The sequence below is a fragment of the Streptomyces sp. NPDC127038 genome, assembly GCF_042725875.1.
Taxonomy (GTDB): Bacteria; Actinomycetota; Actinomycetes; order Streptomycetales; family Streptomycetaceae; genus Streptomyces.
In genome coordinates this window covers 13,635-35,386 of record NZ_JBHXDQ010000058.1, presented here as the reverse complement: position 1 = coordinate 35,386, position 21,752 = coordinate 13,635, and the positions used below count along the sequence as shown (strand labels likewise).

General features: G+C 72.3%; 20 protein-coding genes. 12 read left to right on the top strand and 8 right to left on the bottom strand.

What is annotated here, in order from left to right; all coding sequences use genetic code 11:
* Positions 1 to 2: 2 nt before the first annotated feature.
* Together ACFWI4_RS31295 and ACFWI4_RS31290 are read left to right on the top strand one after the other, a co-directional pair.
* Positions 3 to 236, top strand: a complete 234-nt coding sequence (locus ACFWI4_RS31295) for a ferredoxin (RefSeq protein WP_387203097.1) — start codon at positions 3 to 5, stop codon at positions 234 to 236.
* Positions 237 to 315: 79 nt separating this feature from the next.
* A complete protein-coding gene (locus ACFWI4_RS31290) occupies positions 316 to 1,179 on the top strand; it encodes a tol-pal system YbgF family protein (protein WP_387203094.1) in 864 nt (287 codons plus the stop codon).
* Positions 1,180 to 1,250: 71 nt separating this feature from the next.
* On the opposite strand, the gene ACFWI4_RS31285 is transcribed toward ACFWI4_RS31290, so the two are convergent.
* Positions 1,251 to 1,949: a TetR family transcriptional regulator gene (locus ACFWI4_RS31285; protein ID WP_387203091.1), complete on the bottom strand. Its 699-nt coding sequence runs from the start codon at positions 1,947 to 1,949 to the stop codon at positions 1,251 to 1,253.
* A 240-nt stretch (positions 1,950 to 2,189) separates the two neighbouring features.
* Between ACFWI4_RS31285 and ACFWI4_RS31280 the strand changes: the two genes are divergently transcribed.
* From ACFWI4_RS31280 to ACFWI4_RS31270, 3 genes are read left to right on the top strand one after another with little or no spacing between them, the layout of a single operon-like run.
* Positions 2,190 to 3,656, top strand: coding sequence for a glycosyltransferase family 4 protein (locus tag ACFWI4_RS31280; RefSeq protein WP_387203088.1), 1,467 nt, complete (start codon positions 2,190 to 2,192; stop codon positions 3,654 to 3,656).
* Positions 3,650 to 4,423, top strand: a complete 774-nt coding sequence (locus ACFWI4_RS31275; RefSeq protein WP_385406013.1) for a class I SAM-dependent methyltransferase — start codon at positions 3,650 to 3,652, stop codon at positions 4,421 to 4,423. The genes ACFWI4_RS31280 and ACFWI4_RS31275 overlap by 7 nt, the downstream gene beginning before the upstream one ends.
* Positions 4,420 to 5,502 carry a prenyltransferase/squalene oxidase repeat-containing protein gene (locus ACFWI4_RS31270; RefSeq protein WP_387203084.1) on the top strand — a complete coding sequence of 361 codons (1,083 nt, stop codon included), beginning with the start codon at positions 4,420 to 4,422 and terminating at the stop codon, positions 5,500 to 5,502. The genes ACFWI4_RS31275 and ACFWI4_RS31270 overlap by 4 nt, the downstream gene beginning before the upstream one ends.
* A 76-nt stretch (positions 5,503 to 5,578) precedes the next feature.
* Here ACFWI4_RS31270 and ACFWI4_RS31265 read toward each other — a convergent pair whose 3' ends face one another.
* The gene (locus ACFWI4_RS31265; protein WP_339129087.1) at positions 5,579 to 5,872 is read right to left on the bottom strand and encodes a hypothetical protein; all 294 of its coding nucleotides are present in this window, start codon (positions 5,870 to 5,872) and stop codon (positions 5,579 to 5,581) included.
* A gap of 271 nt (positions 5,873 to 6,143) precedes the next feature.
* On the opposite strand from ACFWI4_RS31265, the gene ACFWI4_RS31260 reads away from it, so the two are divergent.
* A complete protein-coding gene (locus tag ACFWI4_RS31260) occupies positions 6,144 to 6,707 on the top strand; it encodes a hypothetical protein (RefSeq protein WP_387203081.1) in 564 nt (187 codons plus the stop codon).
* 30 nt (positions 6,708 to 6,737) lie between these two features.
* On the opposite strand, the gene ACFWI4_RS31255 is transcribed toward ACFWI4_RS31260, so the two are convergent.
* From ACFWI4_RS31255 to ACFWI4_RS31235, 5 genes are all read right to left on the bottom strand, one after another.
* On the bottom strand, positions 6,738 to 7,748 hold the full coding sequence (locus ACFWI4_RS31255) for an LLM class F420-dependent oxidoreductase (protein ID WP_387203078.1): 1,011 nt from the start codon (positions 7,746 to 7,748) through the stop codon (positions 6,738 to 6,740).
* Positions 7,749 to 7,860: 112 nt separating this feature from the next.
* Complete coding sequence (locus ACFWI4_RS31250; protein ID WP_387203075.1) at positions 7,861 to 8,628, bottom strand: hypothetical protein; 768 nt, start codon at positions 8,626 to 8,628, stop codon at positions 7,861 to 7,863.
* A 205-nt stretch (positions 8,629 to 8,833) separates the two neighbouring features.
* Positions 8,834 to 9,817 (bottom strand): N-acetylmuramoyl-L-alanine amidase, encoded by a 984-nt coding sequence (locus tag ACFWI4_RS31245; protein ID WP_387203072.1) that lies wholly within the window; start codon positions 9,815 to 9,817, stop codon positions 8,834 to 8,836.
* Between the two features lie 10 nt (positions 9,818 to 9,827).
* Positions 9,828 to 10,490: a class I SAM-dependent methyltransferase gene (locus ACFWI4_RS31240; RefSeq protein WP_387203069.1), complete on the bottom strand. Its 663-nt coding sequence runs from the start codon at positions 10,488 to 10,490 to the stop codon at positions 9,828 to 9,830.
* Positions 10,491 to 10,645: 155 nt separating this feature from the next.
* Positions 10,646 to 12,391, bottom strand: a complete 1,746-nt coding sequence (locus tag ACFWI4_RS31235; protein ID WP_387203066.1) for an MFS transporter — start codon at positions 12,389 to 12,391, stop codon at positions 10,646 to 10,648.
* 390 nt (positions 12,392 to 12,781) lie between these two features.
* Between ACFWI4_RS31235 and ACFWI4_RS31230 the strand changes: the two genes are divergently transcribed.
* The 5 genes from ACFWI4_RS31230 (at position 12,782) to ACFWI4_RS31210 (ending at position 19,232) form a co-directional block, all read left to right on the top strand.
* Positions 12,782 to 15,004, top strand: a complete 2,223-nt coding sequence (locus ACFWI4_RS31230; RefSeq protein WP_387203063.1) for an acyl-CoA dehydrogenase — start codon at positions 12,782 to 12,784, stop codon at positions 15,002 to 15,004.
* A gap of 7 nt (positions 15,005 to 15,011) precedes the next feature.
* The gene (locus ACFWI4_RS31225; RefSeq protein ID WP_387203060.1) at positions 15,012 to 16,202 is read left to right on the top strand and encodes a lipid-transfer protein; all 1,191 of its coding nucleotides are present in this window, start codon (positions 15,012 to 15,014) and stop codon (positions 16,200 to 16,202) included.
* Between the two features lie 181 nt (positions 16,203 to 16,383).
* Complete coding sequence (locus ACFWI4_RS31220) at positions 16,384 to 17,811, top strand: MFS transporter (RefSeq protein WP_387203057.1); 1,428 nt, start codon at positions 16,384 to 16,386, stop codon at positions 17,809 to 17,811.
* A gap of 51 nt (positions 17,812 to 17,862) precedes the next feature.
* Positions 17,863 to 18,402, top strand: a complete 540-nt coding sequence (locus ACFWI4_RS31215) for a SigE family RNA polymerase sigma factor (protein WP_387203054.1) — start codon at positions 17,863 to 17,865, stop codon at positions 18,400 to 18,402.
* On the top strand, positions 18,402 to 19,232 hold the full coding sequence (locus ACFWI4_RS31210; RefSeq protein ID WP_387203051.1) for a hypothetical protein: 831 nt from the start codon (positions 18,402 to 18,404) through the stop codon (positions 19,230 to 19,232). Before ACFWI4_RS31215 ends, ACFWI4_RS31210 begins: the two co-directional genes overlap by 1 nt.
* Before the next feature lie 29 nt (positions 19,233 to 19,261).
* Here ACFWI4_RS31210 and ACFWI4_RS31205 read toward each other — a convergent pair whose 3' ends face one another.
* Positions 19,262 to 19,894 carry a response regulator gene (locus ACFWI4_RS31205; RefSeq protein ID WP_387203149.1) on the bottom strand — a complete coding sequence of 211 codons (633 nt, stop codon included), beginning with the start codon at positions 19,892 to 19,894 and terminating at the stop codon, positions 19,262 to 19,264.
* A gap of 234 nt (positions 19,895 to 20,128) precedes the next feature.
* On the opposite strand from ACFWI4_RS31205, the gene ACFWI4_RS31200 reads away from it, so the two are divergent.
* Positions 20,129 to 21,745: an alpha-L-arabinofuranosidase B gene (locus ACFWI4_RS31200; RefSeq protein WP_387203048.1), complete on the top strand. Its 1,617-nt coding sequence runs from the start codon at positions 20,129 to 20,131 to the stop codon at positions 21,743 to 21,745.
* Positions 21,746 to 21,752 lie beyond the last annotated feature (7 nt).

Genomic DNA, 21,752 nt, shown 5'->3' with positions numbered 1-21,752 from the left:
GGATGGGCGACCGCTGGCGGATCGAGGTCGACCGGTCCGTCTGCATCGGCTCGGCCCAGTGCGTCCACCTCGCGCCGGGCGCCTTCCGCCTCGACTCCGGCATGCAGTCCCACCCCGTCGACCCGGAGGCCGACGCAAACGAGAGGATCCTGGAAGCGGCCGAGGGCTGCCCGGTCGAGGCCGTCATGATCTCCCTGCTGACCGGCGGCGAGCCGGTGTTCCCGCCGGAGGAGTAGGCCGTGGGGCCGGGCGCGGGGACGGCCCGGGCCCTGGATATCCTCCAGCCGTTTCGACGGATCGACCGGGGCGGGATGCGTGCGCAAGTCCGAGGCCAGGAAACTCATCGGGGAAGCGAGAGAGGCGTTCGACGCCGGGGAGTGGCAGCGGTCCGCCGACCTCCACGAACAGGTGCTCGCGCATTTCCCCGACGAGGAGCCGAGCGCGGTGTGGTGGTACGACGCCGCGCTCGCCCACAAGTTCCTGCGGAACTGGGAGAAGGCTCTCGACCTCGGGCGCGAGGCGGCGGCCCGTTCCCCGCGCGGCGAGGGCGATCCCGCGTACTGGAACCTCGGGATCGCCGCCACGATCCTGCGGGACTGGGCGACGGCCCGCGACGCCTGGAGCGGCTTCGGCATCGAACTCCCCGGCGGGGAGGGCGAGATCGACGGCCGCTTCGGCGCCGCCTGTGTGCGGCTGGACACCGAGGGGCAGCGGGAGGTCGTGTGGATCGAGCGGTTGTGCCCGACCCGGGGCCGCGTGGTCAACGTGCCCGTCACGGGCGGACGCCGGTACGGCGAGATCGTGGTCCACGACGGCGAACCCAAGGGGGAGCGGGTCTACGACGGCACGGCGTTCCCGGTGTTCGACGAGCTCACGCTCTTCGAGGCCTCGCCGCTGCCGACCCTGGAGGTGAGCGTCGCCGCGGGCGAGGCCGGGGACCTGGAGGCGCTGCTCGCCCTGTTCACCGAGCACGGCTTCGGCGCCGAGCCGGCCAGTGCCGTACGCGTGCTCTGCGCCTGTTGCAGCGAGGGCACCCATCAGCAGGAGCGCGAGGTCCTGGCCGGAGCCCAGGCGGTGTCGCTCGCCGCCCCGGAGTCCCAGGCGCGGCTGCTGCTGGAGCGCTGGGCGGGAGAGAGGGCGATCGGCCGGAGCTGGAGCGGTCTGGCGAGCGTCGGCTGACCGGGGCACGCGCGGCCACCGCGGGCACACCGGCTCGCGGGGCCGGCCCGGGCGTTCCGTACGCCCCGGACCTACCCCTCGGACGGGTCCGTCAGGTCGATCAGGCGGCAGACCGTCTCGATGTCTATCTTGACCTGGGCGATGGAGGCGCGGCCCGAGAGCCAGGTGATCAGGGCCGAGTGCCAGGTGTGCTCGATCACCCGGACGGCGGAGAGCTGGGCCGGCGTCGGGTCGTCCAGGCCCATCGCGTCCAGGATGATCACCGTGGTCTGCCGCGACACCTGGTCGACCTCGGGGCTGACACTGCGGTCCGCGAACGTGAGCGCGCGGACCATCGCGTCCGCCAGGTGCGGCTCGCGCTGGAGGGCCCGGAACGCCCGCATCAGGGTCTCCGCCACCCGCTCCGCGGCCGTTTCCCCGGCCGGCGGCTTCTTGCGCAGCGTCCCGTGCATGTGCTCCAGCTGGTCCTGCATCGTGGCGACCAGCAGATGCACCTTCGAGGGGAAGTAGCGGTACAGGGTCCCGAGCGCGACCTGCGAGGACTCCGCGACCTCGCGCATCTGCACGGCGTCGAAGCCGCCCCGGCTGGCCAGCTGCGCGCTCGCGTGCAGGATCCGGCGGCGGCGCGCCTCCTGCCGCTCGGTGAGCGGCGGAGAGGCGGGATGCGACATGGGGTGCGGCCGGGTGGGCGCGGCGCCGGACCTGGCGGGCGTGCTGGCCCCCGGCGCCGGTCGCGCGTTCTTCGAGTCCGCCTTGGCTTCCGCTGGCATGGGTCCGTTCCGTGACATCGGCGAGAGGGAGCGACGAGCCGGCCCGGCAGGGCGCGGCACCACCGAGTGGATCAGCCGATTCCGCCGCCCGGTCGTGGCGTGAATCACCTGCTCCACCGCTCACAGCGGCGCTACCTGCCGGTAGATTCAGTGCTCCGTGAACGATCAAGTCTGAAACTTGTTCTAGATTAGCGTCCCGGCGTAATCTCGCGGGAAATCGCAGGGAGAAGGGGACCGGAAGTGACCGCTGAGGCCATGGAGGCGGCCCCCGGGAAGGGTGCGGCAGCCGACGGGGAACGACCCCTGCGCATCGCACTCCTCACCTACAAGGGAAACCCGTTCTGCGGCGGCCAGGGTGTCTACGTACGGCACCTCTCGCGCGAACTCGCCCGCCTCGGCCACCGCGTCGAGGTCATCGGATCCCAGCCCTACCCCGTGCTCGACGAGGGCCTCGACGGCCTGAGCCTCACCGAGCTCCCCAGCCTGGACCTGTACCGCCAGCCCGACCCCTTCCGCACCCCCGCCCGCGGCGAGTACCGGGACTGGATCGACGCCCTGGAAGTCGGCACGATGTGGACCGGCGGCTTTCCCGAGCCGCTGACCTTCTCGCTGCGCGCCCGCCGTCATCTGCGGTCCAGGCGCGGCGAGTTCGACGTCGTCCACGACAACCAGACCCTCGGCTACGGCCTGCTCGGGGACGTCGGCGCCCCGCTGGTGACGACCATCCACCACCCCATCACCGTCGACCGGCAGCTGGAGCTGGACGCCGCCGAGGGCTGGCAGCGCCGCGCCTCGGTCCGCCGCTGGTACGCCTTCACCCGCATGCAGAAGCGCGTCGCCCGCCGGCTGCCGTCCGTCCTCACCGTCTCCGGCACCTCCCGCCAGGAGATCGTCGACCATCTGCGGGTCGAGCAGGACCGCATCCACGTCGTCCACATCGGCGCCGACACCGACCTCTTCTCGCCGGATCCGTCCGTGCCCCAGGTGCCGGGCCGCATCGTCACCACCTCCAGCGCCGACGTGCCGCTCAAGGGCCTGGTGTTCCTCGTCGAGGCGCTCGCGAAGGTCCGTACCGAACACCCGGGCGCGCACCTCGTCGTCGTCGGCAGGCGCGCCGAGGACGGGCCCGTCGCCCAGGCCATCGAGCGCTACGGCCTCGAAGGCTCCGTCGAGTTCGTCAAGGGCATCTCCGACGCCGAACTCGTCGACCTCGTCCGTTCGGCCGAGGTCGCCTGCGTTCCCTCCCTGTACGAGGGCTTCTCGCTGCCCGCCGCCGAGGCGATGGCCACCGGGACACCGCTGGTCGCCACCACCGGCGGAGCGATCCCGGAGGTCGCGGGCCCCGACGGCGAGACCTGCCTCGCGGTCCCGCCCGGCGACCCCGGAGCGCTGGCGGCGGCCCTCGGCCGGCTCCTCGGCGACCCCGCCCTGCGGGCCCGGCTCGGCTCCGCCGGGCGCGAGCGCGTCCTCGCACGCTTCACCTGGGCCAAGGCGGCCGAGGGCACGGTGGCCCACTACCGTGCGGCGATGGCCCTCCCCGCGTCCCGGCCCCGCCCGCGCGCCGCCGCGGGCACCGACGGGCGCGGCGGCGCGCCGGACACCGGCACCCCGGTGACCCCGGGACCCGACCGCGCCGAGGCCACGGAGGCGACTCCCGCCGCCGAAGAACTAGTTGCAGCCAACCGCGAAAGCAGGGCCACGTGCTGACCGTCGACTTCTCCCGGTTCCCGCTCGCCCCCGGCGACCGCGTCCTGGACCTCGGATGCGGTGCCGGCCGGCACGCCTTCGAGTGCTACCGGCGGGGAGCCCAGGTCGTGGCCCTCGACCAGAACGCCGAGGAGATCCGCGAGGTCGCGAAGTGGTTCGCGGCGATGAAGGAGGCCGGGGAGGCGCCCGCCGGGGCCACCGCGACGGCCATGGAGGGCGACGCGCTCGCGCTGCCCTTCCCCGACGAGTCCTTCGACGTCGTGATCATCTCCGAGGTCATGGAGCACATCCCCGACGACAAGGGCGTCCTCGCCGAGATGGTCCGCGTGCTCAAGCCGGGCGGACGCATCGCCGTCACCGTGCCGCGCTACGGCCCGGAGAAGGTCTGCTGGGCGCTGTCCGACGCCTACCACGAGGTCGAGGGCGGCCACATCCGCATCTACAAGGCGGACGAACTGCTCCGGAAGATCCGCGAGGCCGGACTGCGCCCCTACGGCTCGCACCACGCGCACGCGCTGCACTCGCCGTACTGGTGGCTCAAGTGCGCGTTCGGCGTCGACAACGACAAGGCGCTGCCCGTACGGGCGTACCACAAGCTGCTGGTCTGGGACATCATGAAGAAGCCGCTGGCCACCCGGGTCGTCGAACAGGCGCTGAACCCGGTGATCGGCAAGAGCTTCGTGGCGTACGCGACCAAGCCGCACCTGCCGAAGCTCGCGGACACCGCAGGCTCCGCGAAGGCCGCTTCCGAGGCGGACGCCACGTGACCACTCCCCGGCGGACAGAACACCTCGTCCTGCCCGGGGTCCTCACCGCCGAGGAGGCCACCGCCACCGTGCGCGGGATCCTCGCGGTGCAGCGCCACGACGGAGCCATCCCGTGGTTCCGCGGCCACCACCTCGACCCGTGGGACCACACCGAGGCCGCCATGGCCCTCGACGCGGCCGGCGAGCACGAGGCCGCCGAGCGGGCCTACGAGTGGCTGGCGCGGCACCAGAACGAGGACGGCTCCTGGTACGCGGCCTACGCGGACGGGGACTTCGAGAACGTCACCGACCGCGGGCGCGAGACCAACTTCTGCGCGTACATCGCCGTCGGTGTCTGGCACCACTACCTCGCCACCGGCGACGACATGTTCCTGGACCGCATGTGGCCCGCGGTCTACGCGGCCGTGGAGTTCGTGCTGCGGCTCCAGCAGCCCGGCGGGCAGATCGGCTGGAAGCGCGAGGACGACGGGCGGGCGGTCGAGGACGCGCTGCTGACCGGGAGTTCCTCGGTCCATCACGCGCTGCGCTGCGCCCTGGCCATCGCCGAGCAGCGCGAGGAGCCGCAGCCCGACTGGGAGCTGGCGGTCGGCGCGCTGCGGCACGCGATCCGGCTCCACCCGGAGCGGTTCCTCGACAAGGACCGCTACTCCATGGACTGGTACTACCCGGTGCTCGGGGGCGCGTTGACGGGCGCCGAGGCCAAGTCCCGTATAGACGAGGGCTGGGACCGCTTCGTGGTGCCCGGTCTCGGGGTGCGCTGCGTGGTGCCCAACCCGTGGGTGACCGGCGGCGAGTCGGCCGAACTCGCCCTGGCCCTGTGGGCGGTGGGCGAGTCCGACCGGGCGCTGGAGATCCTCCAGTCCATCCAGCACCTGCGCGACGCGAAGTCCGGTCTGTACTGGACGGGTTATGTCTTCGAGGACCGGGCCGTCTGGCCCGAGGAGCTCACCAGCTGGACGGCGGGCTCCCTGCTGCTCGCGGTCGCCGCGCTGGGCGGCGACGAGGCCACGTGCGCGGTCTTCGGCGGCGAGCGTCTGCCCGTCGGCCTGGACCCCGACTGCTGCACGACGACGCGCTGAAGGCCCGGACGGTCCAGGGTTCCTGGACCGTCCGGACGCCGGGGACCCGCTGTGCGCTCCCGGCCTTCGGTGCCGGTCAGTGGCGGTGCATGCGGTTGGCCACCGCGTGGCCGATGAACAGGTAGACGACGGCGGCGAGACCGTAGCCGGCGACGACCCGCGCCCACGCCTTGTCGAAGGTGAACAGGTCACGCGACCAGCCGGCGAGCCAGCTGGCGGTGCTGTGGATGAACTGCACGAGTTCGTTGCCACGGTTGGCGTCGAGCAGATACATCAGGATCCAGAGACCGAGGATGACGGCCATGACGTCCGCGATGATCGCGATGACCGTCCCCGCCTGATTCGAGCCGTTGCGATATCTAGGGGACATGTCCAGCGGATTGCCCGCCGATCCAGGATGAAACCCGAACGGTTCCGGCCGTGTACGCGGCGGGTGCGGTCCGGCGCCGAACGGGTCCCGCCGGGTGGTGCGGTCGGGCCCCGAACAGGTTCCGCCGGGTGGCAGGGTCCGGCTCCGAACGGGTCCCGTCCGGTGGCGCGGTCGGCCGGGGCGGGTGAGGCTGCCGGGGAGAGCCGTGTTCGCCCGCGGGGCGGGAGAGCCGGCGGACCGGGGAGAACCGTCCCCTCATCCGGAGGATCCCGTGCCTGTACCCATACGGCGCCTGATCGTGGCGCTGACTCTCTCCTGTGTCCTGATCGGCGGCGCCACGGCCTGTGGTGGCGGCGGCTCGGGCCAGGACACCGCCGCCGTGGCGGAGATGGCCGCCACTCCCACGCCGACCACGTCGGCCGAGAAGCAGAAGTTCGCCAAGACCCGCTTCGTGGCCAACGCCGGGCTCGCGGCGGGCGCGACCTACCAGTGGATCGTCAAGCCCTGGAAGGCCGGCAAGTTCAAGAAGGGCGCCAAGGGCCGCAAGCTCGCCCTGGTCAAGGCCGGGCTCGCCGGAGTCTTCGCGTACAACCGGCTCAAGGCCGCCTCGAAGAACGCCGAGGGCGATCCCGCCCTGTCCAAGGCCGTCGCGCCGCTCGCCGCGGGGATCGCCGCGCTCAAGGGCCTGCCCGCCAAGCTGCGCAAGGGCGACTCCACGGACTCCGTCGTGAACTCCTTCGACGACGTCATCAACCAGGTGAAGGCGGCCGGGAAGAGCGCGGGTGCCGAGGTCAAGGACAAGGTGCCGTCGGCGTCCCAGCTCAGCGGCGGTTAGACCGGCCGCGGGGCAACGGCCACTCCCGTCCTAGGAGTTCAGCTCGGCCAGGACGCGCAGGGTGTGGGGGTCCGGGGACAGGACCAGCAGGTCGGTCACCGGGCCCTTGCGCCACAGCTCCAGCCGCTCGGCGATGCGTTCACGCGGACCGACGAGCGAGATCTCGTCCGCGAAGGCGTCCGGCACGGCCAGCACGGCCTCCTCCCTGTGCCCTTCCAGGAACAGCCGCTGGATCAGGCGGGCCTCCTCCTCGAAACCCATCCTGGCCATCAGGTCGGCGTGGAAGTTACGGGCCGCGTGGCCCATCCCGCCGATGTAGAAGCCGAGCATCATCTTGACCGGCAGCAGCCCCTCCGCCACGTCGTCGCAGACCCGGGCCCGGGCCATCGGCGCGACGAGGAAGCCCTCGGGCAGCTCCGTGAGCGAGGCCTCGTACGCCTGTGGGCGGGTCGGCGACCAGTACAGCGGCAGCCAGCCGTCCGCGATCCGGGTCGTCTGCGCGATGTTCTTCGGGCCCTCGGCGCCGAGCAGCAGCGGCAGTCCGGCCCGCAGCGGGTGCGTGATCGGCTTCAGCGCCTTGCCGAGGCCCGTGCCGTCGGGGCCCCGGTAGGGATGGGAGTGGAAGCGCCCGTCGAGTTCGACCGGCCCCTCGCGCCTGAGGACCTGGCGTACGACGTCGACGTACTCCCGGGTCGCGGTCAGCGGCGACTTCGGGAACGGCCTTCCGTACCAGCCCTCGACGACCTGGGGCCCCGAAAGACCGAGGCCGAGCATCATGCGCCCGCCCGACAGATGGTCGAGGGTGAGCGCGTGCATCGCGGTCGTCGTGGGGGAGCGGGCGGCCATCTGCGCCACGGCCGTGCCGAGCCGGATCCGGGTCGTGTGCGCGGCGATCCAGGTGAGCGGGGTGAACGCGTCCGAACCCCAGGACTCCGCCGTCCACACCGAGTCGTAGCCGAGCCGCTCCGCCTCCACGGCGAGCGGAACATGGTCCGCCGAGGGGCCGCGCCCCCAGTAGCCGAGCGCGAGACCGAGCCGCATGTCGCCTCCAGAGCAGGCATTCTGACGATCCGTCAGTTACTAGGTGCTGCGACTGTACGACAACGGCCCCCCGCCGGAAAGGGCGAGGGGCCGTCGCGAGGGCGGGAACGGGTCAGCCGCGCTGGATCCCCGAGGTGTCCTGAAGCACACCACGACGACCGTCCTGCGTCTGCGCCACGATGGTCGCGCCGCGCTGCTCGACGGCCAGGTACCAGGTGCCGGGCGCCAGTTCGGCGATCGGCGACTGGGCGCCGTCCTCCGAGAACAGCGGCCGCGCGACCGGGACGGCGAACCAGAACGGCGAGAAGTCCTGGGCCGGGGTCTGCGTCTGCGGCACCGACGGCTGGCTCGGCTGCCCGCCGAACGACGGCGCGGGCTGCGAGGGCTGGGCGCCGAACGGCTGCTGGCCGGGCTGACCGGGCTGCGAGGCACCCGGGTAGCCGTAACCACCCTGCGGCTGACCGCCGTAGGGCTGCGGGGCGTGCGGGGCCGGGGCACCCATGAGGGCGGCCTGGAGGGCGGGCACGAGCGGCGTCGCGACGGCCGCACCGGCCAGCACGAGGGCCGCGATGAAGCCGAGGATGAGACCGGCGGCGGCGCTGGCGCCGTCACCGACGTCGACGAGCGACCAGAACAGGGTCCACGAGACGAGAACCGTGAACGCCACGCCGACCGTGCCGAGGTCGAGCCCGAGGACCTTGCGCGGCTGCGGCAGGCAGCGGTTGATGACGATCAGCGCGGCGCCGATGACCCCGCCCATGTACACGCCGAGGCCGTAGCCGAGGTTGTCCCAGGCATTCGTTGTCAGGTTGAACCCGGAAACGGAGTAGAGGTGCAGGAACGACGCGATGAAGAGCAACACCGCTGCTCCGATCACCACGCCGTCGCCTCGAGTGAGGGAGCGGATATTCACTTCAGGTCCTTCGTCTGTCGTCTCGTCGTCGGTGAGGCATCGCTGTGCACCGTGTCGCCGACATGGTGCCGTTGTCGGGACTCGGTGTGAAGCGCGGGGGGTAGCCCTTTATCGTACGGACGACACTATCGCCCGGACGATCAGGGTGTCGCCGGGTTGGATCCGTAGATCACTACCCGTGCAGGAATCCAACGATTCCTTCAGAGATCCCCCGTGCCGCTTTGTCTCTCCACGCGCTGCTGGTGAGCAGCGCAGCGTCCTTCGTATCGCGCATGTTGCCGCACTCGATGAACACCTTGGGAACCGTTGACAGATTGAGACCGCCGAGATCCTTACGGACCACCAGTCCGGTTCCGTCACCGACGTAGTTGGAGGGCGCGCTGCCCGTCTCGCGGACGAACAGACCGGCGATGTGCTCGCCGAGATCGCGGGAGGAGGCGACGATCGGGCGGGTGTCCGCGGAGCCCGCGTGCACCGACGCAGGGAGGATCACGTGGAAGCCGCGGTTGCCCTGCGCCGATCCGTCGGCGTGGATGGAGACGACCGCGTCCGCGTGCGCCGCGTTGCCGATACGGGCCCGCTCGTCGATGCAGGGGCCGAAGGAGCGGTCGCCGTTCTGGGTCAACTTCACCGTGGCGCCCTCCTTCTCGAGGATCGCCCGCACCCGGTTCGCGACGTCGAGGGTGAACCGGGCTTCCGTGTAACCGGCGTTGGTCGAGGTCCCGGTGGTGTCGCACTCCTTCCAGTTCGTTCCGATGTTCACCTTGCGGTTGATCTCGGACGTGTGCTGGAAGTTGTTCGGGTTGTGCCCCGGGTCGATGACGATGACCTTGCCCTTGAGCGAGCCGGAGCCGGAGACGACGGGCGCGGACGAGGAGGAGGACGCCGGGGCCGACGGCGTACCCGGCTTGGCGTCGTCCGTCGCCGAGGCGGACGGACGCGAGGAGTGGGCGGTGGAGCCGGCGGAGCGGGGCGCGGGGGACGAGGACGCGGGAACGGCCCGGTCGGAGCCGCCCCCCGAGTCGTCTCCCACGGCCTGCCACACCAGCCAGCCGGCCAGCGCGCCGGGCACGAGCGCGGCGAGCGCGACAGTGAGCGGACCGCGCCGGAAACGGCGCGGCTGGGGCGGATCGAAGTCTGGGCCTACGTACGACACGTCAGCGACTCTAACCGTGCGTCCGGGTCCCTGCGTCGGTTCGCCGCAGGACGCGCAGTGAGCCGGACACCGCCGTCTCGGTGAACTCGCCCGATTCCAGGGCACGGAGGTAGACGCGGTAGGGAGCCTGACCGGTGAACTCGTCCACGGGGTCGGGGAACACGTCGTGGATGACCAGGAGGCCGCCCTCGGCGACGTGCGGCGCCCAGCCCTCGTAGTCGCCGTTCGCGTGTTCGTCGGTGTGGCCGCCGTCGATGAAGACGAGGCCGAGGGGCGTGCCCCAGAAGGCGGCGATCTGCGGGGAACGGCCGACCAGCGCGACCACGTGCTCCTCAAGGCCCGCCCGGTGCAGGGTGCGGCGGAAGGTGGGGAGCGTGTCCATCAGGCCGATCTCCGGGTCGACCGTGGACGGGTCGTGGTACTCCCAGCCCGGCTGCTGCTCCTCGCTGCCCCGGTGGTGGTCGACCGTGAGCGCGGTCACCCCGGCCTCGCGGGCCGCGTCGGCGAGCAGGATGGTGGAACGGCCGCAGTACGTGCCGACCTCCAGGAGCGGCAGCCCGAGCCGTCCGGCCTCGACGGCGGCCTCGTGCAGCGCGAGCCCCTCGTCGAGCGGCATGAACCCCTTCGCGGCCTCGAAGGCGGCGAGGATCTCGGGCTTGGGTGCCGCGGGCATGGGGTTCCTCCAACGGTGCGGACGACGGTCTACGCCGAGCATCGTGCACCACACCCCCGCCGCGTGGGCGGCGGGGGTGGCGATGATCACCGTGAGCGAAGGATCACTCGGTACGAGACGCCGGGACAGGGTGTGACCCGTCCCGGGTGTCGGTCTCACGCCGTGACGTCGGCGCTCTCGGCCGGGAGCGGCAGGTCGAGGGCGACCGGCAGCTCGTCGCCCGCGTGCGTGGCCGACGAGGCGAGCGGGCCGTGGCCCGCGGCCCGCGCGGCCAGCACGTACGCGCCCCCGTCCGGCACGGCGAGCGCGTAGCTGCCGTCCTCGGCGGAGTGGGTGGCACCCGCCTGCCGGCCGTGCCGGTCGATCAGCGTGACCTTGGCACGGGCGACCGGGCCGCCGTCGGCGTCCAGGACCCGGCCGCGGAAACCGCCGAGCACCTCGTGCGCCCGCTCCAGCGCCGCGTCCTCCTCGCTGCTCGCGACCAGCGAGGGCTTGGTGGCGGGGCGGCGGCCCGGCAGGAAGAACGCCATGACCAGACCGGCCGCGACGGCACCCGTGGCGATCACGAACGACACCCGGAAGCCGTGCATGGTGGGGATCGCGACCCCGCCGACGTGGTGCGCCGTGTTGGCGAGCACCATGCCGATCACGGCGCTCGACACCGACGTGCCGATGGAACGCATCAGGGTGTTCAGACCGTTGGCCGCGCCCGTCTCCGAGGCCGGGACGGAGCCGATGATCAGGGCGGGCAGCGAGGAGTAGGCGAGGCCGATGCCCGCGCCCAGGATGACCGCGATGACCAGCGACTGCCAGGCGGCGTTCATCAGGCCGAGACCGGCGCCGTAGCCGATCCCGATGATGATCATGCCGATGATCAGGGTGACCTTCGGGCCGTACTTCGCGGACAGCCGGGCGTACACGGGCGCCGTGACCATCATCGTCAGGCCGAGCGGCATGACGAGCAGACCCGCGCTCACCATCGACTGGCCGAGGCCGTAGCCGGTGGACTTCGGGAGCTGGAGCAGCTGCGGCAGGACCAGCGAGACGACGTAGAAGGAGACACCGACCATGATCGAGGCGAGGTTGGTGAAGAGGACCGCGGGGCGGGCCGTGGTGCGCAGGTCGACCAGAGGGGCCTTCAGCCGCAGCTCCATCGCGCCCCACAGCAGGAGCACGACGACGGAGGCGCCGAACAGACCGAGCGTGGTGGGGTCGGTCCAGCCCCAGTCGCTGCCCTTGGTGATCGGCAGCAGGAAGAGCACGAGCCCGGCGGACAGACCCGCCGCGCCCAGCACGTCGAAGGTGCCCTCGGCGCGCATCGGGGACTCCGGTACGACGAGGAGGGTCAGGGCGATGGAGAGGACGCCGAGGCCGGCGGCGCCGTAGAAGAGGGCGTGCCAGTCGGCGTGCTGGGCGACGAGGGCCGCGGCGGGCAGCGCGAGTCCGCCGCCGACGCCGATCGAGGAGCTCATCAGGGCCATCGCGGAGCCGAGCTTCTCGCGGGGCAGCATGTCGCGCATCAGGCCGATGCCCAGCGGGATCGCGCCCATCGCGAAGCCCTGGAGGCTGCGGCCGACGATCATCGGCAGCAGGGCGCTGCTCAGCGCGCTGACCAGGGCGCCGGCCACCATCACCGACAGGCTGGTGAGCAGCATGCGCCGCTTGCCGTAGAGGTCGCCGAGGCGGCCCATGATCGGGGTGGCCACGGCGCCCGCGAGCAGGGTCGAGGTCAGGACCCAGGTGGCGTTGCTGGGCGCGGTGCCCAGGAGTGTCGGCAGGTCCTTGATCACCGGAACGAGCAGGGTCTGCATGACCGCGACAACGATGCCCGCGAAGGCGAGCACCGGCACGGTCGCGGCGCCCGGCCTCCGCGCTGGGCTGCCGGTCGTCGTGTGCGTCATGGCGGGGGCCTCCAGGCCGTAGGAAAGCGAGCTCTCGCGAGAGAGCGGAGTCAAGGGGGTGGTCCGTGTGCGGATGCGGGACGGTCGGTCGGTGATCCGGAGGGACACGGGGGACGTCGGTCGGCTGATCCACGCAGGTACGTGCAGGGGGAACCCGGTGCGCCTGGGCAACTATTCCGATGCTTCGGCGTACTAACGAATTCTTGACCGATCCATGGGTATCTGACCTACCGTCAGAATGGAACGTGTTCTAGTCTGGCGCGGATCCGCGCACCCCGGGGTCCTCGTGGGTCCGGGCATCGGGTCTTCGCGGGTCCAGGCGTCGGGACCTCGCGGATCCAAGCGGATCCAGGCGCCTTGGGCCTTTGGGGAACCTTCGGGGAGGCAGGCATGGGCATCGCGGTCACGCCGGAGCAAAGGGAGCTCGCCGAGGCCGTAAGCGGCTGGATCGCCCGCGCCGTGCCGGCCGGGGAGGTCCGCAAGCTGCTGGACTCCCCGGGTACCGGCCGGCCCCCGTTCTGGGACGCGCTCGCCGCGCAGGGGCTGCTCGCCGTGCACGTTCCGGAGGACCTCGGCGGTGGCGGCGGGGATCTGGTGGACCTCGCCGTCGTCGTGGAGGAGGCCGCGCGGGCGGCGCTGCCGGGACCGTTCGTCGCGACCGCGCTGGCGGCGGCGGTGCTGGCGACGGACGTCATGGGCGAGGCGGGCGAGGGGCCCGCATCGGGTGCGGCGGCCGGTTCCGTACGAGGGGCAGGGCGGGCGGATCTCGTACGGGCCCTGGCCCGCGGGGAGCGCATCGGCGCCGTGGCGTTCGGCACCGGCTCCCTGACCGCCCGCCCGGTGGACGGCGGATACGTGCTCGACGGGACGGCACCCCCCGTGCTCTCCGGCGCCGACGCGGACGTCCTCCTGCTCGCCGCGTCCGGCGGGACACCCGCCGACCCCGGCCGCACCCTCTGGTTCGTCACGGACGCCGCCGAGATGGCCGTCCGGGCGCACGAGAGCGCCGATCCGACCCGGGCGACCGCCGAGGTCCGGGCCAGGGGAGTACGGGTTCCCGCCGACCGGGTTCTCGCGGTCGGCCCCTCACTGGTCCGGGACCTCGCCGCCGTCGTCCTCGCCGCGGACGCGTGCGGCACCGCCGCCTGGTCGCTGGACACGGCCGCCGCGCACGCCAGGGTCCGCGAGCAGTTCGGCCGCCCCATCGGGCACTTCCAGGGCGTCAAGCACCTGTGCGCCGACATGCTGCTGCGGCTGGAACAGGCGCGGGCGCTCACCTGGGACGCGGCACGCGCCGGACGGGAGCGGCCCGGCGTACGGGGCTTGGCGGCCTCGCTCTCGGTCGGCACCGCCCTCGAAACCGCCTGCTCCTGCGCCAAGGACTGCGTCCAGATCCTCGGCGGCATCGGCTTCACCTGGGAACACGACGCCCATCTGTATCTGCGCCGGGCCCTGGTGGCACGGCAGCTGCTCGGGGCCGGGGGAGGACACCTGCGGCGGGCGGTACGGCTCGCGCGCGAGGGCGTACGGCGGGAACTGCGCCTGGAGCTGCCCCCGGAAGCCGCCGGACACCGGGCCGGGGCCCGGGCGGTGATCGGCCGGGCGCGCGGACTCGGCCCGGCGGACGCCCGCCGGGCCCTCGCGCCCACCGGGTACGCCGCCCCGCACCTGCCCCCGCCGTACGGCCTGGGCGCGGGACCCGTGCACCAGCTCGCCGTGCAGCAGGAGCTGGCCGCGGCCGGGGTGCGCGTCAGCGATCTGGGCATCGCGACCTGGGTCGTCCCCTCCCTCATCGCCCACGGGACCCCCGAGCAGCTGGAGCGCTATCTGCCGGCCACCCTGCGCGGCGACCTCCTGTGGTGCCAGCTCTTCTCCGAGCCCGGCGCCGGGTCCGACCTCGCCTCGCTGCGCACCCGCGCCGAGCGGACGCCCGACGGGCGCTGGCGGATCAACGGGCAGAAGGTGTGGACCAGCGCGGCGCAGTGGGCCGACCACGGCATCCTGCTCGCCCGGACGGACCCGGACGCGCCCAAGCACAAGGGGCTCACCTACTTCGTCGTCGACATGAAGAACACCGACGGCATCGGCATCCGCCCGCTGAAGGAGATCACCGGCGACTCCCTGTTCAACGAGGTCTGGTTCGACGACGTGCTGCTGCCGGCGGACGCGGTGGTCGGCGAGGTCGACGACGGCTGGCGGGTCGCCCGCACCACGCTCGGCAACGAACGCGTCCACATGGCCGACCAGTTGACCTTCGACACCGGCCTGGAGGCGCTGATACCCGCCGACGTCGACGCCGTCCGGCTGGGAGCCCTGCTGGCCGAGGCCCACGCCCTCGCGTGCATCACCCTGCGCACCACGCTCCGCCAGGTCTCCGGTGCGGAGCCGGGCGCGGGCGCCTCCGTCCGCAAACTCGCGCAGACCGCGCACCAGCAGCGGGTCGCCGAACTCGCCCTCGAACTCCTCGGCCCCGAAGGGGCGTTGTGCGAGGGGCCGGGGGAGCGGGCCGTGCACGGATTCCTGCTCTCCCGGTGTCTGACCATCGCGGGCGGCACCACCCAGGTCCAGCTCAACGTCGTCGCCGAGCGCATGCTCGGCCTGCCGCGGGACTAGGAGCGTCATGAGGACGTACGTCGTCGGGGTCGGCACGACCCGGTTCGAGAAGCCCGAGACCCGGGACTGGCAATACTGGGACATGGCCAGGGAGGCGGGCACCGGCGCCCTCGCCGACGCGGGGATCCCTTACACGGAGGTGGAGCAGGTCCCCGTCGGCTACTGCTTCCAGCCGTCCACCGCCGGTCAGCGCGCCGCGTACGAACTCGGCCTGACCGGCGTTCCCGTGTACAACGTGAACAACAACTGCGCCACGGGAGCGAGCGCGTTGATGCTGGCCCGGCAGTTCGTGGAGGGCGGCGTCAGCGACTGCGTGCTCGCGCTGGGCTTCGAGAAGATGAAGCGGGGATCGCTCGGATCGGGCGCCGACGGCGGGGACTTCGCGACCTCGCCCGTCGCCCGCCACTACGGGATCATGGCGGCCCGGCACGGCTTCGAGATGTCGCCGCCCACCGCGCAGATCTTCGGCGACGCGGCCCGCGAGCACATGGAGCGGTACGGCACGACCGAGGCGCAGCTCGCCGCCGTCGGCGCCAAGAACCACCGCCACTCCGCGAACAACCCGGACGCCCAGTTCCAGGACGTGTACTCGGTCGAGGAGGTCCTCGCGGCGAAGGCCGTGCACCGTCCGCTCACCCGGCTCCAGTGCTCGCCCACCTCGGACGGGGCCGCCGCGGCCGTCGTCGTCTCCGAACGGTTCGCCGAGCGGCACGGTCTTCAGGACCGGGCGGTCGAGATCGTCGCCCAGGCGATGACCACCGACACCGAGGAGTCCTTCGCCTCCGGATCCTGCATCGACGTCGTGGGCCTGCCGATGTCGCGCCGGGCCGCGCGCCAGGTGTACGAGCGTGCCGGGCTCGGCATCGAGGACGTGGACGTCGTGGAGCTCCACGACTGTTTCTCCGTCAACGAACTGCTGACCTACGAGGCGCTCGGCATGTGCGCGGAGGGGGAGTCGGGGCCCCTCGTGGAGTCGGGGGCCACCACGTACGGCGGGCGCTGGGTGGTGAACCCCTCCGGCGGACTGATCTCCAAGGGGCATCCGCTGGGGGCGACCGGGATCGCCCAGGTCGCCGAACTCGTCCGGCAGTTGCGAGGCCGGGCCGGGGCACGGCAGGTCCCGGGGGCGCGGGTCGGTCTGGCCCACAACATCGGCCTGGGCGGCGCGGCCGTGGTCACCCTGCTGCGCCTGCCCTAGGGACTGCCGGACGTCGCCGGGCAGCGCCGGTCCAGGGGTGCGGTGCGTCGCCGGGCAGCGACGGTCCAAAGGGTGCGGGGCGTCGCCCGTCGGGCGGGACTTCGCGGACGGTCCTAGGTCCGGTGCCGTACGCCGGGCCGGGACGAAATCCTGATGCAAGGACCGTCGGCGGGTTGAGAGCATGACAGCCATGCTCCGAACCGCCGAAGACACCCGGACCTCAGCCCGTACCGCCCCGCCCACCTGGCTGGTGATCGCGCTCGCGTGCGCTGGGCAGTTCCTGGTCGTCCTGGACGTGTCCGTCGTCAATGTGGCCCTGCCCTCGATGCGGACCGACCTCGGGCTGAGCGCACCCGGACTCCAGTGGGTCGTCAACGCCTACTCGATCGCCTTCGCCGGGTTCATGCTGCTCGGCGGGCGGGCCGGTGATCTGTACGGGCGCAAGCGGATGTTCCTGGTGGGCCTCGCGCTCTTCACGCTCGCCTCGGCGGCCGGCGGTCTCGCCCAGGAGGGCACCCAACTGCTCCTCGCCCGCGCCGCCCAGGGCCTGGGGGCCGCGGTGCTCGCGCCCTCGACGCTGACCATCCTGACCTCGGCCGTCCCCGAGGGCGCCGCCCGCGCGCGGGCCATCGCGACCTGGACCGCCGTCGGCGCAGGCGGCGGAGCGGCGGGCGGACTCGTCGGCGGACTGCTGGTCGACGGACTGTCGTGGCGCTGGGTGCTCCTCATCAACGTCCCCGTCGGAGCGCTCGTCCTGGCCGGCGCGGCACGCAGGCTGCCGGAGAGCCGGGCCGGGGACGGGCGGCGGCTCGACCTGCCCGGCGCCCTCCTGGTGACGGCGGGCCTCGCGACCCTGGCGTACGGGATCGTGCAGACGGAGGCCCGGGGCTGGACCGCGCCGGCGACCCTCGTCCCGCTCTGCGCGGGAGTCCTCCTCATCGGGGTCTTCCTGGCCGTCGAGGCGCGGACCGCGTCGCCGCTGATGCCGCTGAAGCTGCTGCGGCTGCGGTCGGTGGCGTCGGCGAACGCGGCGATGTTCGTGTCCGGTTCGGCGATGTTCTGCATGTGGTTCTTCATGACGCTGTACGCGCAGAACGTGCTCGGCTACTCGCCGCTGGGCGCGGGCCTCGCCCTGGTGCCCAGCTCGCTCGCCGTGGTCGCCGGCTCGAAGTCGGCGCCCCGGCTGATGCCGGTCGTCGGGGCGCGCAACGTGGCGGTCCTCGGCACGCTCCTGGCCGCGGCTGGCTTCGGCTGGCAGTCGACGATGACGGCGGACGGCCCCTACCTCACGGCGATCATGCTGCCCGGCGTCCTGATGATGGCCGGCGCGGGTCTGGCCGCGACGCCGCTGGCCGCGCTCGCGACCTCGGGCGCGGTCCCGGAGGACGCGGGGCTGGTGTCGGGCCTGGTCAACACCTCGCGGGTGATGGGCGGTTCGCTGGGGCTCGCGGTCATGTCCACGATCGCGGCGGCCCGTACCGGCGGAAGCCCCTCCGGTGAGGCACTGACCGCCGGGTACGCGCTGGCGTTCCGCGTCAGCGGCGTGATGCTGCTGGCCGGTGCGGTGATGATGCTCCTGTGGCTGCCGCGGGGAATCTCCCGGCGGTGAGGCAACGGAATCCGGTGCCCGTGGACTCCTTCAGTCATCTAGGAGGTGCTCATGGGGGATCGGAAGCAGGCCCGGGACGCGGAGTTCCGGGACTTCGTCACCGGCCGCTGGCCGCGGCTGATGCGTACGGCGTTTCTCCTGACGGGGGAGCAGCACGCCGCCGAGGACCTGGTCCAGACGACGCTGGAGCAGGTGTACGTGGCGTGGCGCAGGGTGGGTTCGGCCGATGAGCCGGAGGCGTACGTACGGCGCGTGATGATCAACGCGCACGCCCGAAGACACCGCAGGAAGCTCAAGGAGTTCCTCGCGCCCAAGGACGACGCGGGGCTCGGGCGCGAGATCCCCGACAGCGGGGACGCGATCGCCCGCGCCGACGACCGCGGCGCGCTGATCACGGCACTGGCGGGGCTGCCCCCGCGCCAGCGCCAGGCGGTGGTCCTGCGCTACTGGGAGGACCTGAGCGAGAGCCAGGCGGCCGCGGCGATGGGCTGCTCGGTGGGGGCCGTGAAGAGCAACGCGGCCAAGGGGATAGCGAAACTGCGGGTCGTACCGGGCCTGGCGGACACGGTGACGCAGGGAGGGCGGATCTGATGAGCGCGCACCAGGAGACGGGACACGACGGGGTGACGGACGCGGACATCGCCTTCCTGCTGGCCAGGGCGGCGGACGGGGTCGAGATCGGCACGGCCCCCTGTGAGGCGGTGCTGCGCGGCGGACGCCGTCGCAGGACACGCCGGTGGGCGGTCGCGGCCGCGGCGGCGCTGGTGCTCGCGGGCTCGACGGGGACGCTGGCCCTGGCGGGGGGCCCGGGGCGCGACAGCCGGGTCGACCGGGTCGTCACGACGCCGCCCTCGCCCGAGCGGCGGCACGTGTACGCGCCCCAGCGCACCTTGCTGGCGAGCGCCCGGGACAACGGCAAGGACTGGAGCGTGACGGTCGACGTGTGGGGGGCTCCGAGGAACCGCGCCGAGGCCGCGCGTCAGTGGACCGCGATGGGCGAGTCCGGGGTGCGGCCGGCGGACGCCAAGAGGGCGAGCGAACTGGTCGGCGCGAGCCGGTACTTCGTGCACCTGGTCGTGGACGACGACGCGACGACGGTGATGTGGGGGGAGTACGACGGGAGCGACAGCCCGTCGTACAAGGGTCTCGTCTACGGCGCGATGCCGCTGCACACGGGCCGGCACGGCGCGGCCGACACCCGCAACCGACTCGTGATCGGCGATGTCACCGCCGCCACCCGGCGGCTCACGTGCACCTGGGACGACGGAACGACGACGCAGGTCCCCAGGGCCACCGAGGGGTCCGGCTTCGCGTGGGCCTTCAAGCCGCTGATCCGCGAGGTCAAGGGGTCCCCGGCCGACTGGTTCGTGTGCCTGGCCCCGGAGGGCAGGAGCTACAAGTCGGTCCGGGTGACACCGTGAGGTGAACCGCGGGACGCCGACGGGGCCGGCTACAGCCAGCCCTGTTGGCGGGCCTCGCGCATGGCCTCCATGCGGTTGCGGGTGCCCGTCTTGCCGATGGCGGAGGACAGGTAGTTGCGGACGGTCGACTCGGAGAGGTGCAGCTTTCCGGCGATGTCGGCGACGGTCGCGCCGTCCACGGACGCCTTCAGCACGTCGCACTCGCGGGCCGTGAGCGGACTGGGCCCGGCGCTCAGCGCGGCGGCGGCGAGCGCCGGGTCGATGACGGTCTCCCCGGTCAGCACCCGCCGGATCGCCTCGGCCAGTTCCTCCACGGGCCCGTCCTTGACCAGGAACCCGGCGGCGCCCGCCTCCATGGCTCGCCGCAGATAGCCGGGACGGCCGAAGGTGGTCAGGATCAGTACCCGGCAGTCGGGCGCCTGCTCCCGCAGCGCGGCGGCGGCGTCCAGTCCGCTCATCCCCGGCAACTCGATGTCCAGCAGGGCCACATCGGGCCGTCCGGTGAGCACCGCGTCCACGATCTCGTCGCCCGCGGACACCTGCGCGACCACCTCGATGTCCGGCTCCATCCCGAGCAGCAGGGCGAGCGCCCCGCGCATCATCTGCTGGTCCTCGGCGAGCAGGACACGGACGGACTTGGCGGGCCGGTGGTCCCGGGGCATCTCGTTCACGCGGCCAAGCGTAAGGCGGGAGGAACGCCAGGACGCCCGTTCCGCACGCTTTCGCCGCCGCCGGGAAATCGCCCTTCTCCGGGTCCGCGCGTCTTGACGCTCCCCGGCGGCGGGCCAATAATCGCCTCGGAATTCAGCGATCCCCTTTGCCGTTCCCGGGCCGGACCGTTTTCCGTAAACGTTCGGAATATCGACCGGGAATGAGTTCGGTATTTCGATCGAACGATGTCCGGTATTTCGACCGGGCACCCGCACTGTCCTACCAGGAACGGAAAGAGGTGCACCGTGTTGTCATCCTTCGTGCGCTTACAGGGCCTCGGAAGCCGGGTGCCGGCCGTGCTGTCGGTGCTGGCGGCCGTCGTCGCGCTCGCCGTCGGCGCGCCGCGGGCCACCGCCGCGGGCTCGCTCCCCTGCGACGTCTACGCCGCCGCCGGCACCCCCTGCGTGGCCGCGCACAGTCTCGTCAGGGCGCTCTCCTCCTCGTACGGCGGCTCGCTCTACCAGGTGAAACGCGCCTCCGACGGCGCCACCGCGGACATCGGCCTCCTCACGGCCGGCGGCTACGCGAACGCGGCGGCGCAGGACTCCTTCTGCGGCGGCACCACCTGCATCGTCACGAAGATCTACGACCAGTCCTCACGCCACAACGACCTCACCGTCGAGGGCGCGGGCGGGGCCGGCGCGGCCGATGTCGGGGCGCCCGCGGACGCCCTGCCGGTGACCGCCGGCGGCCACCAGGTCTACGGCCTGGAGATCTCGGCCGGCATGGGCTACCGGGACAACTCCACCTCGGGGGTCGCCACCGGCGGCGGCGCCGAGGGGATGTACATGGTGACGTCCGGCACCCATGTCAACGGCAGCTGCTGCTTCGACTACGGCAACGCCGAGACCAACAACCAGGACACCGGCAACGGGCACATGGACGCGATCAACTTCGGTACCGAGTGCTGGTTCTCGCCCTGCTACGGCCAGGGACCCTGGGTGCAGGCCGACCTGGAGAACGGGCTGTTCCAGTCCGACGCCGGATACAGCAGGAACACGTCGAACACCGGCACCGGCGCGATGCCCTTCGTGACTGCGCTGCTGAAGAACAACGGCCAGGACCATTTCGCGCTGAAATACGGAAACGCCCAGTCGGGCGGTCTCACGACCACCTATTCCGGGGGCGAACCCACCACGAGCGGCTACTCGCCCATGCATCAGGAGGGCGCGATCGTGCTGGGCACCGGCGGCGACAACAGCAACGGCTCCATCGGGTCCTTCTTCGAGGGCGTCATGACCTCCGGCATCCCGACGGACGCAGCGGACGGCCTGGTGCAGTCGAACATCGTGTCCGTCGGCTACGGCGGCCCGACCGGCAGCACCGGCTCGCTCACCGCCGGGTCCGAGATCTCGCTGCGCGCGACCACCGCCTGCTGCACGGCCGACTACATCCGCCACCAGAACGACGCGGCCGTCGTCTCGGCCGTCACGTCGGCGAGTTCGGCCCTCGACAGGAGCGACGCCACCTGGATCGTCCGCAAGGGACTGGCCGACGGCTCCTGCTGGTCCTTCGAGTCGCGGAACTACCCGGGCGACTTCCTGCGGCACTTCGACTACCGGCTCTACCGCCAGCCCATGACCGGCACCGCGCAGTTCAGACAGGACGCCACGTTCTGCGCCGGCACCGGCAAGAGCGGTACGGGGACCTCGTTCGCCTCGTACAACTACCCGACGCGATACCTCCGGCACTACGACTACAACGTCTACATAGCGAGCGACGGCGGCTCGAACGCCTTCGACAGCGCCACCTCGTGGACGGACGACGTGAGCTGGGCCGTCACGGCCCCCTGGGCGCCGTAACCGCCCG